Below are 16770 nucleotides of genomic sequence, written 5' to 3'. Positions count from 1 at the left end.
TGGACCCCGGTGCGGGTGCTTATCGTCCGAGAGGTACTCAAACTGTCCCCCTCCGAACAGGGTCGGAGGCCAGGGGGCAGATCGGAGGCTCCCATGAGTGGTTACGAGCGTGCACCGGGGGTCGCCCCGGTCCACATCACCTCCTACCGGGCTCGGGCACGCGCTGCCCGACGCGGGTGGATCGTGCAGTCCGAGGACGACGTCGACCGCGAGCGGTTCACCTTCGCGGACCTCCGCGCCCGGCGAGGGTCGGGCCAGTGAGCAGCGACACCGTCCCGCGGGTCGCCGTCGGCAACGCGCCCCGGACCGCCGAGCGGTGCGGCCGGACCACCGCGGACGCCCTCCGAACGGTGCGTGCCGTGTACGACGGTCGCGACGTCCGGTTCGCGCCCACCGACCGGTTCGCGTTCCGCCACCGGACGGTGCGCCACCACAACGTCGCGCTGCTGTCGTCGGCGGTGTCGACCGCCGCCGCCGCCTCGTTCACGCCGGACGGCACGCCGGTGCTGGCGTGGTCGACCGCGGGCTGTCTCCGCATCGACGACGACGCGCCCACCCGGCCCGGCGTGCCGGTGGTCCTGCCGACGGACCGGCCGTTCACGCTGCTCGTGCCGGCGGGGACCGTCCAGGTCCTGCGGGTCGACCGCGGCTTCCTCGACGCCGTGAACGGGGTCGTGTTCGACCACCGCTTCGCCGGCCGACTGCGATCCCGCCCGGCCGATGCCGAGGTGTCCAACCTGCTCGCCCGCATCGATGCGGTCGCCGTCAACGCGCTGCACCCCGACCGCAACCTGCGCGGGCACCTGTCGGCACAGGTGCTGCTCGCCGAGTCCGTCCTGCGGGCCTTCGGCGGGGCGGACGCCGAACCCGACGCGCGGCCGGTGCGCCGGACGGAGAACACCGTGCAGCTCGCACAGGCCTGGCTCGCGGAGCACTGCGACCGGCCGCTCCAGCTCGCGGACGTCTGCGGGGCCGTCGGGGTCAGCTCCCGCACGCTCCAGGAGAACTTCGTGCAGCACGTCGGCGTGAGCCCCATGACGTACCTGCTGCAGGTCCGTCTCGACCGGGTGCGGATCGCGCTCCAGCTCGCCGACGGTGCGCAGACGACGGTGGCCGAGATCGCGCGCCGGTGGGGGTTCCGCCACATGGGGCGGTTCTCGAGCACGTACTTCCAGCGCTTCGACGAGTACCCGAAGAAGACGCTCCAGACGAGCACCTGAACCCTGACGCCCGACGTCTGCCGCCCGACGTCCGTCAGCGCAAGCGGTCCGCCAGGAACGCCGCCTGACGCTCCCAGTGCCGGAAGCCGCCACCCTCGTGCCCGTTGTACGGGTACACGACGATCTCGCGGTCGGTGGAGCCGAGGGCGTTGAACGCGGCGAAGGTCGTGCGCGGCGGCACGACGTCGTCCATCAGCGCGACCGAGAACAGCGAGGGAGCGGTGATGCCGACGGCGTGGTTCACCCCGTCCAGGTACGCGGCGGTCGCCCACACGGTGTCGGCCGCGTCGCGGTGGACGGCGAGGTACTGCGCGAGCTCCAGGTACGGCCCGCCGACCGCGACGTCGGTGCCGTTCCGCCAGTCGGCCAGGAACGCCACGTCGGGCAGCACCGCGGCGACCGGTCCGACGTGTGCCTCGACCAGGGCCGCTGCGGCGATCGTGATGCCGCCGCCCTGGCTGCCGCCGGTCAGGGCGATGCGCTCGGGGTCGATCCCGGGCAGCGTCCGCACCGCCTCGACGAGCCGCACGGCGTCGGTGTAGACGCGGCGGTAGTAGTGGTCGGCAGGCGAGCCGATGCCGCTCGTCATCCAGCCGCTGGCGTGCGGTGCGGAGCCGTGCGGGTCCGGGGTGTCGCCGCCGGCCCACCCGGAGCCCTGGCCGCGGGTGTCCATCACCACGTGCACGTAGCCGGCGAGGGCCCAGTGCACGCGCTCGCCCGGCCGACCACGGCCACCGCCGTAGCCGAGGAACTCGACGACGACCGGCAGCGCGCCCGGGTCGTCCGTCACGGGACGGTTGACCCACGCGCGCACCGGGTCACCGGCGAACCCGGGGAACGTGAGGTCCTCGACGACGAGCCCGGTCACCGGGGTCTCGGCCGGCACGAGGGTCGTCTCGAACCCCTCGCCCGCGGTCCGGGCGGCGGCGATCGTGTCCGCCCAGAAGGCGTCGAAGTCAGCGGGACGACGGACGTCCGAGCGGTGGGCGCGGAGCGCGTCGAGGGGCAGGTCGGTCAGTGGCATGGGTGTCCTCCGGGGACGATGATGCCCCCGGCGCCCTGGTGGAGGGCGCCGGGGGCGGGGAGTGTCGGATCCGGTGCGTCGGTCAGCGCGCCGCGGCGCGGTACTGCTCGAGCACCTCGGGGTGCGGGTCGGACGGCACGGTGGTCGTCGCGGTGTCCCACGTCGGCAGTGCGCCGGTGAGCGCCCACGCGGCCTGCTTCGCAGCACCCGCGGCGACGTACTCGCCGGGCTCCGGCACCAGGACGTCACGGCCGAACACCTGCGCGGCGACGGCGCGGACCGCCGGGTTCCGCGCAGCGCCGCCGATGAGCAGCAGCCGCTCGACGGTCACCCCGGTGTCCTGCACCGCGGCCAGTCCGTCGGCGAGGGCGCAGAGCATCCCCTCCACGGCCGCCCGGGCCAGGTGCGCCCGGTCGGTGGTCGCCGGCGTCATGCCGAGCAGCGATGCGGTCGCGTCCGGCCGGTTGGGCGTGCGCTCGCCGACGAAGTACGGCACCAGCACGAGGCCGTCGGCCCCGGCCGGCGCCTGCAGCGCCAGCTCGCCGAGTGCGTCGTGGTCGACGCCGAGCAGGCCGCCGATCACCTCGAGCACGCGGGCCGCGTTGAGCGTCGTGACGATCGGGAGGCGCGACCCGGTCCCGTCGGCGAAGCCCGCCACGGTCCCGCTCGGGTCACGCACCTCGGCGTCGCTGACCCCGAAGACCGTGCCGCTCGTGCCGAGGGACACCGCGACGTCACCCGGGCCGAGACCCAGGCCGAGCGCTGCCCCGGCGTTGTCGCCGAGTCCGGCGCCGACGACGAGGCCGGACCGGGCGACCGCGCCGCCGGGCAGCTCGACGTCGGTGGACAGGGTGCCCATCGCCTCGTCGGGAGCGACCACGCGGGGCACGACCACGGCGTCGTCGTCACCCATCGACGCCGGCCGCATCGGCCGCCCGAGCGCGAGCTCGAACAGCTCCGGGTCGTACTCGCGGCGCACCGGGTCCCAGTACCCCGTGCCGCTGGCGTCGGACGCATCCGTCGCCAGGGCGTCGAGGTCGGGGCCGAGCGGGCTCTCGTCCGCCGGTCCGTACCCGCGGAGCCGCCACGACAGCCAGTCGTGGGGGAGCGCCACGGCCGCGACGCGGGCCGCGTTCTCGGGCTCCGCGTCGCGGAGCCACCGCAGCTTGGTACCGGTGAACGACGCGACCGGCACCAGCCCCGTTCGGGCGACCCACGCCTCCTGTCCGAGCTCGTCGACCATCTGCGCGGCCGCGTCCGCACTGCGGACGTCGTTCCAGAGCAGGGCGTCGCGGACCACGCGGCCGTCGGCATCGAGCGCGACCATGCCGTGCTGCTGCCCGGCGATGGCGACGGCACCGACGTCGTCGAGGCCGCCGGCGTCCGCGACGGCGGCACCGAGCGCGTCCCACCAGTGACGGGGGTCGACGGCGGTGCCGTCCGGGTGGGACGCGCGTCCCTCGCGGACGACCGCACCGGTCGCGGCGTCACGGATGGTGACCTTGCAGGACTGGGTCGACGAGTCGACCCCCGCGACGAGTGCCATCAGTTCTCCTCGGCGGCAGGCCGCCTCGGCGCGCAGAATGCGGCCGCTGGCGCGTCCGCGTTCAATTCCGCGCGCCCATGAGGTGCTCCATCGCGAGCTGCTGCAGGCGGACGAAGCCGAAGCCCTTGCCGCCGAAGTACGCGTCGGTGTCGAAGTCCTCGTAGGCGGAACGGTCGGCGAGGAACGTGTCGTACGACTCGCCGTCGTTCAGCGTCGGCGTCGACAGCTCGCCGACCTTGGAGGCCTCGAGCGCTGCCTGCACCTCGGGGTCGGCGCGGAACGCCTGCGCACGCTCCTTGAGGAGCAGGTACATGCGCATGTTGGCCGACGCGGAGTCCCAGACGCCGGTGATGTCCTCGGTGCGGCTCGGCTTGTAGTCGAAGTGGCGCGGGCCGTCGTACGCCGGGCCGCCCTGCGGGGCGCCGTGCTCGAGCAGGTCGACGAGCGAGAACGCGTTCTGCAGGTCGCCGTGACCGAACACCAGGTCCTGGTCGTACTTGATGCCGCGCTGGCCGTTGAGGTCGATGTGGAAGAGCTTGCCCTGGTAGAGCGCCTGGGCGATGCCGGCCGTGAAGTTCAGGCCCGCCATCTGCTCGTGGCCGACCTCGGGGTTGATGCCGAACAGCTCGGGGCGTTCGAGCGTCTCGGTGAAGGCGATCGCGTGGCCGAGGGTCGGCAGGAGGATGTCGCCGCGGGGCTCGTTCGGCTTCGGCTCGATGGCGAACCGGATGCCGTAGCCCTTGTCGGTGACGTACTGGGCGAGCAGGTTGACGGCCTCGCGGTAGCGCTCGAGCGCGGCCTGCACGTCCTTGGCGCTGTCGTACTCGGAGCCTTCGCGGCCACCCCACATCACGAACGTCGACGCGCCGAGCTCGGCGGCGAGGTCGATGTTGCGGAGCACCTTGCGGAGCGCGAAGCGGCGGACCTGCCGGTCGTTCGAGGTGAAGCCGCCGTCCTTGAAGACCGGGGCGGAGAACAGGTTCGTCGTGACCATCGGCACGACGAGCCCGGTCGACTCGAGCGCACCCTTGAGGCGGTCGATCTGGGTCTGGCGTTCGGCGTCGGTGGAACCGAACGCGAACAGGTCGTCGTCGTGGAAGGTCAGGCCGTAGGCCCCGAGCTCGTCGAGCTTCTCGACCGCCTCGACCACGTCGAGGGCGGGTCGGGTCGGCCCGCCGAAGGGGTCGGAGCCGTTGTAGCCGATGGTCCAGAGACCGAAGGAGAACTTGTCTGCACGGGTGGGCGTCGTTGCCATGGTGGTCACCGTTCGTCGTCGAAACAAAATGTTGCCGCGCCCAACATAAGCGGTAGTGTTGGCTGTGGCAAGCACGTGATCGCAAAGGAGCGAGCGGATGGCAAGTGAGTCGACGGTGCAGCAACGACTGCGGGTCGCGATGGTGGGGCACGGCTTCATGGGAGCCGCACACTCACAGGCGTGGCGGACCGCCCCCAGGTTCTTCGACCTCGGAGCCGAGCCGGAGATGGCCGTGGTCGTCGGGCGTGATCCCGGACGCACCGAAGCCGCTCGGCAGCAGTACGGCTGGCAGGCGGCGTCCACCGACTGGCGTGCCGTCATCGCCGATCCGGACATCGACGTGGTCGACGTCGTGTCCCCGGGGTCCTCGCACGTCGAGATCGCGATCGCCGCGCTCCAGGCCGGCAAGCACGTCCTGTGCGAGAAGCCGCTCGCGAACACCGTCGCCGAGGCCGAGGCGATGACCGCCGCCGCCGACGCCGCCCGTGCACAGGGCGTCCGGGCGATGGTCGGGTTCAGCTACCGCCGGGTGCCGGCCATCGCGTTCGCGCGGCAGCTGGTGCAGGACGGCCGGATCGGCACCGTGCGCCAGGTCCGCGCGCTCTACCTGCAGGACTGGCTGGCGGACGAGGACGGCCCGATGACCTGGCGCCTCGACAAGTCGCTCGCCGGCTCGGGGGCCCTCGGTGACATCGGCGCGCACGCCATCGACCTGGTCGAGCACGTCACCGGTGCGTCGCTCGCCACCGTCTCCGGCACGCTCGAGACCTTCGTGACGGAGCGTCCGCTGATGGCCGAGGGGGTCGGGCTCTCCGGCACCGCGTCGAGCGAGCGCGGGCAGGTCACCGTCGACGACGCCGCGTTCTTCACCGCCCGCCTGGGTGGCGGCGCGGCCGACGGTGCGATCGGCACGTTCGAGGCCACGCGCTACGCGACCGGGCGGAAGAACGGTCTGACGCTCGAGATCAGCGGGTCCGAGGGCGCGATCCAGTTCGACCTCGAGGCGATGAACGAGCTCCGGCTGTACGAGTCGAACGCCCCCGCGGGGGAGCAGGGGTTCCGCCGCATCCTCGTCACCGAGCCCGAGCACCCCTACATGGCCGCGTGGTGGCCGACCGGGCACCTCATCGGGTACGAGCACACCTTCAGCCACCAGGTGAAGGACTTCGTCGACGCGATCGTCGCCGGCACCGACCCGTCGCCATCGTTCGCCGACGGCCTGCACGTGCAGCGGGTCCTCGACGCGGTCGAACGCAGCGCCGCCGCCGGCAGCACCTGGACGGCGACCTCGTGAGCGCCGCCGAGCAGACCCGCCAGGCGCTCGTCGTCCGCGGCGGGTGGGACGGCCACCAGCCCGTCGAGACCACCGACCTGTTCGTCCCGTTCCTGCGCGAGAACGGGTTCGAGGTCCGGGTGTCGGACTCGACGGCCGTCTACGCCGACGCCACCGTCATGGACGAGGTCGACCTGATCGTGCAGGTCGTCACGATGTCGACCATCGCCGACGACGAGTTCGCCGGGCTGCAGCGCGCGGTCCTGGGCGGCGCCGGACTGGCCGGCTGGCACGGCGGCATCGCGGACGCGTTCCGGAACACCGCCGACTACCTGCACATGATCGGCGGGCAGTTCGCGCACCACGCCGGCAAGCACCCCGACGAGCGCGTCGGGGAACAGTCGGACAACTACATCCCGTACACGGTGCACCTCACCGACCTCGGGCACGAGCACCCGATCACGCAGGGCATCGAGGACTTCGACCTCGTCACCGAGCAGTACTGGGTGCTGTCCGACGAGTACAACGACGTCCTCGCGACCACCACCCAGGACGCGCGCGACTTCGACGCCTGGAACCGACCGGTCACCGCACCGGCGATCTGGACACGGCAGTGGGGCGAGGGCCGCGTGTTCGTCTCCGCACCAGGGCACCGCCTCGAGGTCGTCGAGTCGCAGCCACTCCGCACCATCATCGAACGGGGACTCCTGTGGGCAGCACGGTGAACGAACGAGCACTGCGGGTCGGCGTCGTCGGCGTCGGGGTCATCAGCCAGCAGTACTTCGAGCACTTCCCGGCGCTGCCCGGGCTGTCGCTCGTGGCGGTCGCCGACCTCGACGTCGCCCGCTCCCAGCAGGTCGGTGCAGCTCAGGGCGTTCGCGGCACCACCGTGGACGACCTGCTCGCCGCCGACGACGTCGACGTGGTGCTCAACCTGACGATCCCGGCCGCGCACGCCGACATCGCCACCCGGGCCCTCGCCGCCGGCAAGCACGTCTACGGCGAGAAGCCGCTCGCGATGTCCACCGCCGAGGCCGCACCGGTGCTCGAAGCAGCCCGCGCCGCCGGCCTGCGCGTCGGCAGCGCACCGGACACCGTCCTCGGCACCGGCATCCAGACCGCACGGGCCGCCCTCGACGACGGCGCGATCGGCACCCCGGTCGGTGCCGCCGTCGCCTGGAGCGCCCCCGGGCACGAGCTCTGGCACCCCGCGCCGGCGTTCTACTACCAGCCGGGCGGCGGACCGCTCCTCGACATGGGGCCGTACTACCTGACCAGCCTCGTCACGTTCTTCGGGCCGGTCGTCCGGGTCAGCGGCAGTGCGACCCGCTCCACCCGCGAACGGACGATCGCGACCGGACCGAACGCCGGCATGTCGATCCCGGTCGACATCGACACGCACGTCGTCGCGATCCTCGAGCACGAAGGCGGGGTGGTCTCCACCGTGACCGTCTCGTTCGAGGTCTGGGCCACCCGCGCCCCGCTGTTCGAGGTGTACGGCACCGCCGGCACCCTGGGTGTCCCGGACCCGAACCGGTTCTCGGACACCGTGTCGATCGCCACCGCCGACGACCGCTCGTGGCGGGACCTGCCGGTCGCCGCCGGGTACGCCGACGCCGGCCGCGGCTACGGCCTCGCCGACATGGCCCACGCGATCGCGACGGACCGACCGCACCGAGCCTCCGGCGACCTCGCGTTCCACGTGCTCGAGGTCATGGAGGCGGTCTCCGCCGCCGCCCGAGACCACTCGGTCGTCGACGTGCACTCGCGCGTCGAGCGACCCGCCACCGTCCCCGCCGGGTCCGCACCCGGATCCTGGTGACGGAACCCGACCACCGCGAAGAAGGACGACGACGATGACGACGACGGACGCGAGCGACACGACGGAGACGACCCGGGCCTCCAGGCCGGTCACCCTGTTCACCGGGCAGTGGGCCGACCTGCCCTTCGAGGAGGTCGCCCGGCTCGCCGGCGAGTGGGGCTACGACGGGCTGGAGATCGCCTGCTGGGGTGACCACCTGGACGTCCGGCGCGCCGCGACGGACCCCTCGTACGTCGCCGAGCGCAAGGCGATCCTGGAACGCAACGGGCTGCAGGTCTGGACGATCGCCAACCACCTGGTCGGCCAGGCCGTGTGCGACGACCCCATCGACCAGCGGCACGAGGACATCGTCCCGCCGCACGTGTGGGGCGACGGCGACCCCGAGGGCGTGCGGCAGCGTGCGGCCGAGGAGCTGCAGTGGACTGCCCGTGCCGCCGCGGCGCTCGGGGTGGACACCGTCACGGGCTTCTCCGGCTCGTCGATCTGGAAGACCGTCGCCGGGTTCCCGCCCGTGCCCCCGGGGATGATCGACGCCGGGTACCAGGACTTCCACGACCGCTGGTCACCGATCCTCGACGTCTTCGAGGAGGTCGGGGTCCGGTTCGCGCTCGAGGTGCACCCGTCCGAGATCGCCTACGACTACTGGACCGCTGCGCGGACCCTCGAGGTGTTCCGCGACCGGCCGGCGTTCGGGTTCAACTTCGACCCGTCGCACTTCGTCTGGCAGGACCTCGACCCCGCGGCGTTCCTGCTCGACTTCGCCGACCGGGTGTACCACGTGCACTGCAAGGAGTCGGTGAAGCAGCTCGACGGGCGCAACGGTCGGCTGTCCTCGCACCTGCCGTGGGGCGATCCCCGGCGCGGGTGGGACTTCGTCACCGCCGGCCACGGGGACGTGCCGTGGGAACGGGTGTTCCGCGTGCTGAACCACATCGGGTACGCCGGACCGACCAGCGTCGAGTGGGAGGACGCCGGCATGGACCGGCTCGTCGGCGGGCCCGAGGCGCTGGCGTTCGTCCGGCAGCTCGGTACCATCGCGCCGCCGGACGCCGCGTTCGACGCCGCGTTCTCGCAGTCGCGCTGACCGGCCGGTCGCGGTCGCCGAGGTTTCGCGCTGCGCGACAGTTCACGGGCCCGCCGGTGCGAAACTCGTCGCTCAGCCCGAAACCCCACCCACGACCGCACCCACCACCGAGGAGGACCCATGGCACGGCAGCCCACGGCGACGCCGGGCAACGCCGCGCGCGTCCTCCGGCTCGTCCACGAGGACGGCCCCGTCACCCGCGCCGAGCTCACCCGGCGCACGGGCCTGAACCGCTCGACGATCCTCGCGCTCGTCGGGGAACTCGTCGACGCCGGGCTCGTGCACGAGGAGACCCCCGCCGCGGGGACCCCCGGTGCCGGTGTCGGACGGCCGAGCGGGGTCGTCCGTGCGTCCGGCGACGTCCTCGCCGCCGCGGTCACGGTCGAGATCGACGCCGTCGGGGTCGCCCTCGTCGGCCTCGACGGCACCGTCCGCGACCGGCTGGTCGAACCGCAGACCACCGTGCCGACCGCGGCGCAGGCGATCGACGCCGTCGCCCGGGTCCTCGCAGCACTCCTCGCCCGCACCGGACCGGCGGCCCGGATCGTCGGGGTCGGCGTCGCCGTGCCCGGCATCGTCCGGGTCGAGGACGGCACCGTGCGCGACGCCCCGCACCTCGGCTGGCGTGACGAACCCCTCGCCGCACCGCTCGCGGAACGCCTGGGGCTGCCGGTCCGGGCCGCGAACGACGCCAACCTCGGCGCCTGGGCGGAACGGCTGTACGGCAGCGCCCGCGGCGTCGACGACCTCGTCTACCTGAACGGTGGCGCGAGCGGCATCGGCGGTGGGATCGTCAGCGCCGGCCGGCCCTTCAGCGGCGCCGACGGGTACGCGGGCGAGCTCGGGCACACCTTCGTCGCGGCGAACGGGATCCGCTGCCACTGCGGTGCGGTCGGCTGCCTGGAGACCGAGGCCTCACGCTCCGCCCTCACCGCCGTCACCGGGACCCCGCCGGACGACCTCGATGCGCTCGCCGCGGCGCTCGCCGAGGGCCGCCCCGAGGTCGAGCGGGTCGTCGACCGACAGGTCACCGCACTCGCGACCGCACTGCGGAACGCCATCCACACCGTCGACCCCGAGGTCGTCGTGCTCGGCGGGTTCCTCGGTGCGCTGCTCGGGCACGTCGGCGACCGGGTCGAGACCGACGTCCGGGCGCAGACGATGGCCGCCATGACCGATCGGCTCCGGATCGTCCCGGCGGCACTCGGCCGTGACGTCCTGGTCCGTGGCGCCGCCGAGATCGGCTTCGCGGAGCTGCTGCGCGACGCCGCGATGCCGGCGGTACCGGCGGCGGCACATGCGCCTGCGCCTGCGCCTGCACCGGCACCAGCGACAGCGACGGCGAGCATGCCCGCGGCGCCCGCCGCCGCCCCCTCCACCACCCAAACGTCCGGCCGCGACGACGCGGCCGAGGAAGCGAGAACCGCATGACCTCCACCCAGCGCACCAGCGTCCTGCTCGGCACCCAGGACCTCACCGTCGAGAACCGCCCCGTCCCCGCCGTCGACCCCGGCGACGTGCTCGTCCGGGTCGCCGCCGTGGGTGTCTGCGGCTCCGACGTGCACTACTACCGCCACGGCCGCATCGGCGACTTCGTCGTCGAGGAGCCCCTCGTCCTCGGGCACGAGCTGTCCGGCACGATCGAGGCCGTCGGAGAGGGCGTCGACCCGTCCCGCGTGGGGGAGCGCGTGGCCATCGAGCCGCAGCGCCCCTGCCACCGCTGCGCGCAGTGCCTGGCCGGCCGCTACAACCTCTGCCCGCACATGCGCTTCTACGCGACGCCGCCGGTCGACGGGGCCTTCACCGAGTTCGTCACCATCGAGGCCGAGTTCGCCCACGTCCTGCCCGACGCCGTCTCCTTCGAGGCCGGCGCGCTCCTCGAACCCCTGTCCGTGGGCATCGCCGCCGTCCGCAAGGCCGGTATCGTGCCCGGTTCCTCGGTGCTCATCGCCGGCGCCGGTCCCATCGGCATCATCTGCGCCCAGGTCGCGAAGGCCTTCGGTGCGTCGCGCATCGTCGTCAGCGACCTGGTGCCGGAGCGTCGTGCGCGGGCCCTGGAGTACGGCGCCACCGAGGTCGTCGACCCCACCGCCGTGTCCGTCGCGTCCGACATCGTCCCCGTCGACGCGTTCATCGACGCCAGCGGCGCACCCCGAGCGGTGTCGGACGGCATCAAGGCGGTCGGTCCGGCGGGTGCCGCGGTGCTGGTCGGGCTCGGCAACTCCGAGATGACGCTGCCGGTCGAGCACATCCAGAACCTCGAGGTCACGGTCACCGGGATCTTCCGGTACACGAACACCTGGCCGGTCGCCATCGAGCTGGTCGCGTCCGGGCAGGTCGACCTCGACTCGCTCGTCACCGGTCGCTTCGGGCTCGACGACGTCCGCGAGGCCCTCGAGAGCGACACCGACCCGGAGTCGCTCAAGTCCGTCGTCTACCCCGGCGGCGTCCCGGCCTGAGCGGGCACGGTGCGGGTTTCGCCGGTCCGGGCCGCGTTGCGCGCCTGGTGCGGCGTTGCAGCCGGGCACGGTGCGTGGAAGCGCGCACCGGGTGGCGACGTACGCACGGTGCGGACGGGAGGCGCGGGGCCGGGCCGCCTCGCGCCTCCCGTCCGGCACGTGACCCGGAACGGGGCCACCGCCGCGTCACCGGGACGCGCTACGGTTCGCGCATGACCGCTTCACCGGCCGCCGTCGTGCCGCAGCGCACCGACCGGCGCGCGCTCGTCTCCTGGGCGCTCTGGGACTGGGGTTCCGCCGCGTTCAACGCGGTCGTCACCACCTTCGTGTTCAGCACGTACCTGGCCAGCCGGGCGTTCGTGGACCCGGCGCTCGTCGGCGACACGTCCGCGGCCGGCAAGGCGATCGTGGAACGCGAGCTCGCGCACAACGCGGCCGTCGTGTCCACCGCACTGACCATCGCGGGCATCGTCGTGGCCCTGGTGGCACCGGCCATGGGGCGGCTCGCGGACTCGTCCGGACACCGCCGCCGCTCGGTCCTCATCGCCACGATCGGCGTCGCACTGTCGATCGGGGGCATGGTCTTCGTCGCGCCGAGCCAGCCGTACCTGCTGCTCGGAGCGGCCCTGCTCGGCATCGGCACCGTCGCGTACGAGATCGCGAGCGTCGGCTACAACGCCATGATCGGGCAGGTCGCGTCGGGTGAACGCACCGGCCGGGTCTCCGCCATCGGGTGGGCGGCCGGGTACTTCGGCGGGATCGTGCTGCTCGTCCTGCTGCTCGTGCTCTGCATCCAGGACTTCCGGGGCGACGGGGTCGTCGGCGGGCTCCTGCAGTTGCCGGCCACCGTCGCCACCGGGCAGTGGGACGTCCGCGTCGCGATCGGCATCGCCGCCGTCTGGCTGGCCGTCAGCTCGATCCCGCTGTTCCTCACCGTGCCCGAGGCGGTGCCCGACCGGACCCGCGGCGGCGGCGTGTTCAGTGCCTACGCGGACCTCGGCCGGGACATCGCACGGCTGTGGCGGGAGCGCCGCAACGTCCTCGCGTTCCTGCTCGCCAGCGCGGTGTTCCGCGACGGCGTCGGGGCCGTCTTCACGTTCGGCGGGATCGTCGCCGCGCAGGTGTTCGGGTTCACGCCGTCGCAGGTCATCCTGTTCGCCATCGCCGCGAACGTCGTGGCCGGCATCGCGACGTTCGTCTCCGGACGCCTCGACGACCGGTTCGGGTCGCGTGCGCTCATCATGGTCTCGCTCGTCGGCCTCGCCGTGTGCGGGGTCGGGGTCTTCGCCGCCGGCAACGAGACGCAGTGGTTCTGGGTGCTCGGGCTGACCCTCGCCGTGTTCGTCGGCCCGGTGCAGTCGTCGTCCCGCGCGTACCTGGCGCGGCTGACGACCCCCGGCCGCGAGGGCGAGCTCTTCGGCCTCTACGCGACCACCGGCCGGGCCGCGTCGTTCCTCGCGCCGGCGCTGTTCGGCGTCGCGGTGACCGTCGGTGGGTCGACCCGGTTCGGGATCCTCGGCGTGGTCGTCGTGCTCGTCGCCGGGCTGGTGCTGATGGCGTTCGTCAAGCGGGAACCGCAGGGCACGCGGGCCTGATCCTCGGCGGGCGGGGCCGGCCCGAGCTCCCCGTCAGGCGGCCTGGAGGCGCGGTGCCGGTCCGTCCACAGGCTGCGGTTGTGCGCATGGTTCCGCACAGGGCCGTGGTCGCGTCGGGCGGCCCGGGCTGCGGTGCGCCAGGATGGGTGCATGACCGACCAGCGCATCGCCGTCGTCGTCCTCGCCGCCGGGCAGGGCACGCGCATGAAGTCGTCCACGCCCAAGGTGCTGCACCGGCTCGCCGGACTGCCGCTCATCGGGCACGTCCTGCGCACGGCGTCGTCGCTCAGCCCCGAGCACGTCGCCGTCGTCGTGCGGCACGAGCGTGACCTCGTCGCGGCCGAGGTCGTCGAGCGCGCCCCCGACGCGATCGTCGTCGACCAGGACGACGTCCCCGGCACCGGCCGTGCGGTCGAGGTGGCGGTCGAAGCACTGCCCGCCGACTTCGACGGCGCCGTCGTGGTGCTGTCCGGCGACGTCCCGCTGCTCGACGCCGCCTCGCTCCGGCTCCTCGTCGACGCCCACGTCGGCGGCGGCAACGGCGCGACCTTCGTGAGCGCCATCGCCCCGGACCCGACCGGCCTCGGACGGATCGTGCGCGACGCTTCCGGCGCCTTCGTCAGCGTCGTCGAGCACAAGGACGCGACCGCCGAGCAGCTGACCATCACCGAGGCGAACGCGGGCATCTACGCGTTCGACGTGGCACGCCTCCGGGCGGCCCTGCCGTCGCTCACCACGGCGAACGCCCAGGGCGAGAAGTACATCACCGACGCTCCCGCGCTGATCAGCGAGCGCGGCGGGCGCATCGACGTGGTCACCCTGACCGACCCGTGGCTCGTCGCCGGCATCAACGACCGTGCCCAGCTCTCCGACGCCGCGCGGGAACTCAACGCCCGCATCGTCCGCCGCCACCAGCTCGCCGGCGTCACCGTGCAGGACCCGGCGTCCACCTGGATCGACCTCGACGTCACCATCGAGCCCGACGCCGAGGTCTTGCCCGGCACCCAGCTCATCGGCGCCACCGCGATCGCCGCCGGTGCCGTCGTCGGACCGGACACCACGTTGCGCGACACCGAGGTCGGGGCCCGCGCCACCGTGAACCGCGTCGACGCCACCCTCGCCGTGATCGGGGACGGTGCCTCGGTCGGCCCGTTCGCCTACCTGCGGCCGGGCACGATCCTCGGTGACGACGGCAAGATCGGCACCTTCGTCGAGACGAAGAACGCCCGGATCGGCCGAGGCAGCAAGGTCCCGCACCTGTCCTACATCGGCGACGCCGAAGTGGGCGAGGACTCGAACATCGGCGCGAACACCATCACCGCGAACTACGACGGCGTGCACAAGCACCGCACCGAGGTCGGCTCGAACGTCCGTACAGGCTCGCACAACGTGTTCGTCGCCCCCGTTAGGATTGGTGACGGTGCGTACACCGGCGCCGGGACCACCGTCCGCAAGGACGTTCCGGCAGGATCGCTCGCGATCAGCTACGCCCCACAGCGCAACACCGACGGATGGGTCGAGGAACACCGACCCGGCACACCGGCGGCCGAGGCTGCTCGGCTCGCGAATGGCGAATAGATCCCGGCGACCACCCGTCGCCGACATCGACCCCTCGTGGGTCAGGGAGTGAGCACCGCACTTGTCCGGAATCAAGACAACCGGCCAGAAACGACTCGTCCTCGTCTCGGGGCGAGCACACCCGGCGCTCTCTGCCGAGATCGCGGAGGAGCTCGGGGTCGACCTCGTGCCGACCGATGCCCGGACCTTCGCGAACGGTGAGCTCTACGCCCGCTTCGACGAGTCGGTCCGTGGCTGCGACGCCTTCGTCATCCAGTCGCACACCGCGCCGATCAACGAGTGGCTCATGGAGCAGCTCATCATGGTCGACGCGCTGAAGCGTGCCTCGGCGAAGCGCATCACGGTCGTGGCGCCGTTCTACCCGTACGCGCGCCAGGACAAGAAGGGCCGCGGCCGCGAGCCGATCTCGGCACGCCTCGTCGCCGACCTGTTCAAGGCCGCCGGCGCGCACCGCATCATGAGCGTCGACCTGCACGCCGCGCAGATCCAGGGCTTCTTCGACGGCCCCGTCGACCACCTGTTCGCCATGCCGGTGCTGCTCGAGCGCTTCCGCCAGATCCTCGACCCGAAGACGCTCACCGTCGTGTCGCCCGACATGGGCCGCGTCCGTGTCGCCGACATCTGGTCCGAGAAGCTCGGGGCCCCGCTCGCCATCATCCACAAGCGCCGCGACCCGCTCGTGCCGAACCAGGTCTCGGTGCACGAGATCGTCGGTGACGTCAGCGGCCGCGTGTGCCTGCTCGTCGACGACCTCATCGACACCGGCCGCACGATCGCCAAGGCTGCCGAGGCGCTGAAGAACGCCGGCGCCACGGGAGTCGTCGTCGCCGCGACCCACGCCGTCTTCTCCGACCCCGCCACCGAGCTGCTGCAGAGCGAGTTCATCGACCGCGTGGTCGTGACGGACACCCTGCCCCTGCCGATGGACAAGCGCTGGGACCGTCTCGAGGTCCTGCCGATCGCTCCGCTCATCGCCCGTGCCATCCACGAGGTCTTCGACGACGGTTCCGTGACGTCGATGTTCGATGGAGCCGCTTGACACATCCCGCGCGTGACGCCCTCGCGGTCCGGCTCCGGGCCGCGGGGAGCGTCTTCGCCGAGGACGAAGCCGACCTGTTGCTCGAGGCCGGTGACGGTGAGCCGGTGCGACTCCGGAGCCTCGTGCAGCGTCGGCTGGCCGGTGAGCCGCTCGAGTACGTGCTCGGCTGGGCCGCCTTCGACGGGCACCGCATCCGGGTGACCCCCGGGGTCTTCGTGCCGCGCGCCCGCACCACCGTCGTCGTCGAGCAGGCTGCGCGTCGGCTGCAGCGCTACGACCGCGTGGTCGACCTGTGCTGCGGTGCGGGCGCGATCTCGGTGGCCCTGTTCGGTCGGGTCGGCGCGCTCGACCTCGTCGCCACGGACATCGACCCGGACGCCGTCGACGTCGCAGCCGAGAACATCGGCGACCGCGGCATCGTCGTCGCCGGTGACCTGTTCGCGCCGTTGCCCGATCGGTTCCGTGGGGCCGTGGCGGTCATCGCGGTGAACGCCCCCTACGTGCCGACGGCCTCGATCGAACTCATGCCGAGCGAAGCCCGCGAGCACGAACACCGCGTTGCCCTCGACGGTGGTGCGGACGGCCTCGACCTGCACCGCCGCATCGCAGCGGGTGCGGGGGAGTGGCTCCGTCCCGGTGGCGCCGTCGTCATCGAGGTGTCCGAGGCCCAGGCCGAGGCGTCCGCCGCTGCGTTCTCGGCCGCCGGCTTCTCCACCGTGGGCGAGCGGGACGCCGAGGTCGACGGCACCTGCGTCGTCGCGACCCTGCCCGCCTGACCCCGGTCCGTCCGCTTGGCCCTGACTTTCCCGCCGAAACCCGGCGCCGAGTGGTCACGACATGCCGCTCAGGTTCGTCGAGGCGGCACGAAGTGTCGC

The 16770-nt window shown here is 72.8% G+C and carries 15 protein-coding genes; 12 read left to right on the top strand and 3 right to left on the bottom strand.

Annotated elements, in window-relative coordinates; translation table 11 throughout:
* Positions 1-93: 93 nt before the first annotated feature.
* Both QRN49_RS17245 and QRN49_RS17240 read left to right on the top strand, forming a co-directional pair.
* Complete coding sequence (locus QRN49_RS17245; RefSeq protein ID WP_163343324.1) at positions 94-261, top strand: hypothetical protein; 168 nt, start codon at positions 94-96, stop codon at positions 259-261.
* Positions 258-1220, top strand: a complete 963-nt coding sequence (locus tag QRN49_RS17240) for a helix-turn-helix transcriptional regulator (protein ID WP_284756884.1) — start codon at positions 258-260, stop codon at positions 1218-1220. Before QRN49_RS17245 ends, QRN49_RS17240 begins: the two co-directional genes overlap by 4 nt.
* 34 nt (positions 1221-1254) lie before the next feature.
* On the opposite strand, the gene QRN49_RS17235 is transcribed toward QRN49_RS17240, so the two are convergent.
* The 3 genes from QRN49_RS17235 to xylA form a co-directional block, all read right to left on the bottom strand.
* Positions 1255-2244 (bottom strand): acetylxylan esterase, encoded by a 990-nt coding sequence (locus QRN49_RS17235; protein WP_209080109.1) that lies wholly within the window; start codon positions 2242-2244, stop codon positions 1255-1257.
* Positions 2245-2326: 82 nt separating this feature from the next.
* Positions 2327-3790 (bottom strand): xylulokinase, encoded by a 1464-nt coding sequence (gene xylB / locus QRN49_RS17230; RefSeq protein WP_284756883.1) that lies wholly within the window; start codon positions 3788-3790, stop codon positions 2327-2329.
* A gap of 61 nt (positions 3791-3851) precedes the next feature.
* Entirely contained in the window at positions 3852-5045 is a 1194-nt protein-coding gene (gene xylA, locus QRN49_RS17225; protein WP_284756882.1) for a xylose isomerase, read from the bottom strand.
* A 97-nt stretch (positions 5046-5142) separates the two neighbouring features.
* On the opposite strand from xylA, the gene QRN49_RS17220 reads away from it, so the two are divergent.
* The 10 genes from QRN49_RS17220 (at position 5143) to QRN49_RS17175 (ending at position 16671) form a co-directional block, all read left to right on the top strand.
* On the top strand, positions 5143-6339 hold the full coding sequence (locus QRN49_RS17220) for a Gfo/Idh/MocA family protein (RefSeq protein ID WP_284756881.1): 1197 nt from the start codon (positions 5143-5145) through the stop codon (positions 6337-6339).
* Positions 6336-7043 carry a ThuA domain-containing protein gene (locus tag QRN49_RS17215; RefSeq protein ID WP_284756880.1) on the top strand — a complete coding sequence of 236 codons (708 nt, stop codon included), beginning with the start codon at positions 6336-6338 and terminating at the stop codon, positions 7041-7043. The genes QRN49_RS17220 and QRN49_RS17215 overlap by 4 nt, the downstream gene beginning before the upstream one ends.
* Positions 7040-8140, top strand: coding sequence for a Gfo/Idh/MocA family protein (locus tag QRN49_RS17210; RefSeq protein ID WP_284756879.1), 1101 nt, complete (start codon positions 7040-7042; stop codon positions 8138-8140). Before QRN49_RS17215 ends, QRN49_RS17210 begins: the two co-directional genes overlap by 4 nt.
* A 34-nt stretch (positions 8141-8174) precedes the next feature.
* Complete coding sequence (locus QRN49_RS17205; protein WP_209080105.1) at positions 8175-9224, top strand: sugar phosphate isomerase/epimerase family protein; 1050 nt, start codon at positions 8175-8177, stop codon at positions 9222-9224.
* Positions 9225-9344: 120 nt separating this feature from the next.
* Complete coding sequence (locus tag QRN49_RS17200) at positions 9345-10655, top strand: ROK family transcriptional regulator (protein ID WP_284756878.1); 1311 nt, start codon at positions 9345-9347, stop codon at positions 10653-10655.
* Positions 10652-11683 carry an NAD(P)-dependent alcohol dehydrogenase gene (locus QRN49_RS17195; RefSeq protein WP_284756877.1) on the top strand — a complete coding sequence of 344 codons (1032 nt, stop codon included), beginning with the start codon at positions 10652-10654 and terminating at the stop codon, positions 11681-11683. Before QRN49_RS17200 ends, QRN49_RS17195 begins: the two co-directional genes overlap by 4 nt.
* Before the next feature lie 212 nt (positions 11684-11895).
* The gene (locus tag QRN49_RS17190) at positions 11896-13278 is read left to right on the top strand and encodes an MFS transporter (RefSeq protein ID WP_284756876.1); all 1383 of its coding nucleotides are present in this window, start codon (positions 11896-11898) and stop codon (positions 13276-13278) included.
* 150 nt (positions 13279-13428) lie between these two features.
* On the top strand, positions 13429-14856 hold the full coding sequence (glmU, locus tag QRN49_RS17185) for a bifunctional UDP-N-acetylglucosamine diphosphorylase/glucosamine-1-phosphate N-acetyltransferase GlmU (protein WP_071405222.1): 1428 nt from the start codon (positions 13429-13431) through the stop codon (positions 14854-14856).
* A gap of 61 nt (positions 14857-14917) precedes the next feature.
* Positions 14918-15895, top strand: a complete 978-nt coding sequence (locus QRN49_RS17180; protein WP_027464468.1) for a ribose-phosphate diphosphokinase — start codon at positions 14918-14920, stop codon at positions 15893-15895.
* Positions 15892-16671 carry a putative protein N(5)-glutamine methyltransferase gene (locus QRN49_RS17175; protein WP_284756875.1) on the top strand — a complete coding sequence of 260 codons (780 nt, stop codon included), beginning with the start codon at positions 15892-15894 and terminating at the stop codon, positions 16669-16671. The genes QRN49_RS17180 and QRN49_RS17175 overlap by 4 nt, the downstream gene beginning before the upstream one ends.
* Positions 16672-16770: the final 99 nt, after the last annotated feature.

The sequence above is a fragment of the Curtobacterium sp. ME-Dv--P-122a genome (assembly GCF_030209645.1).
GTDB lineage: Bacteria > Actinomycetota > Actinomycetes > Actinomycetales > Microbacteriaceae > Curtobacterium > Curtobacterium flaccumfaciens.
Note: the sequence above shows the minus strand (reverse complement) of the source record. Positions and strands in the feature narration are given on the sequence as shown.